The following is a 977-nucleotide window of genomic DNA, read 5'->3' as shown; positions in this document are numbered from 1 at the left end:
CGAGCTCATCAGCGTGGCGCTTAGGTGCCGTGCTGGTAGGGGCGCATTATAGGGAGGCGCGCCAAGATGACAAGGGGAAAATCCAAAATAATGCTGTTTATAACCCTGAGCGCCCACAAAGCAACCAACATGGTCAATATGCAGACAAAATCAGCCTACAACCGATACTCCAACAGCAAAATCATGCAGATTTTCATAAATAACATCAGCCAATGCAATACCAGCATCAGTCACTGGTTTACCCGTTTTGACCAACACTTTATGTCCGACCTTGGCATTGGCTGCCGCTTTCAGATCAGAAGGCTTGTCACCCACCATATAGGAACGGCTCATGTCGATCCCCAGCTCCTGTTGCGCCAATAGCAGCATGCCTGGTTCCGGCTTGCGGCAATCACATGGGGCGCCGTGATCTGGATGATGGGGGCAGAAGTAGATGCCATCGAGATCCACATCCCTATCGGCCAGTGACCAATCCATCCATTCTGTCAAATTCATGAAATCATCTTCACTGAAGTAGCCTCGGGCGATACCAGACTGATTGGTAACGACAACCAGCAAATATCCTTTCTTCTTTAATAGCTGCAGAGCTTCGATCACCCCGGGCAGAAAATGGAAATCATCGATCTGACTGACATAACCAGTGTCTTCATTGATGACACCGTCACGATCCAGAAAAATGGCGGCTTTGCTCACGGAAACTACCTCTATCAATGGTTTCGCCCAGTATCTCACAGGCTATAAATAGCCCCAAAAATAAAAGGGGTGGCCGAAGCCACCCCTTTTCATGTTTGTATATAACGAATCGATTAGGCGATTACGCTAGCTACAACACCAGCACCTACGGTACGGCCACCTTCACGGATAGCGAAACGCAGGCCGTCGTCCATTGCGATCGGTGCAATCAGGGTAACAACCATTTTGATGTTGTCGCCCGGCATGACCATCTCTACGCCTTCCGGCAGTTCGATGGTTCCAGT

At 49.5% G+C, this 977-nt stretch carries 3 protein-coding genes; 1 reads left to right on the top strand and 2 read right to left on the bottom strand.

What is annotated here, in order from left to right; all coding sequences use genetic code 11:
• A partial coding sequence (locus CUC53_RS19340) for a hypothetical protein (protein ID WP_236757953.1) occupies positions 1–203 on the top strand: 203 nt, incomplete at its 5' end.
• Here the strand turns inward: CUC53_RS19340 and gmhB are convergent.
• On the bottom strand, positions 151–693 hold the full coding sequence (gene gmhB / locus CUC53_RS16640; RefSeq protein WP_167386783.1) for a D-glycero-beta-D-manno-heptose 1,7-bisphosphate 7-phosphatase: 543 nt from the start codon (positions 691–693) through the stop codon (positions 151–153). The two genes, CUC53_RS19340 and gmhB, sit on opposite strands and share 53 nt — an antisense overlap.
• Positions 694–806: 113 nt before the next feature.
• Positions 807–977, bottom strand: a 171-nt coding sequence (locus CUC53_RS16635; protein ID WP_476692215.1) for an EF-Tu C-terminal domain-related protein, incomplete at its 5' end; no start/stop codon positions are given.

Source organism: Aeromonas cavernicola (assembly GCF_002795305.1).
GTDB lineage: Bacteria > Pseudomonadota > Gammaproteobacteria > Enterobacterales > Aeromonadaceae > Aeromonas > Aeromonas cavernicola.
The sequence above is the reverse complement of the archived record's forward strand: the minus strand, read 5'-3'. Positions and strand labels throughout refer to the sequence as shown.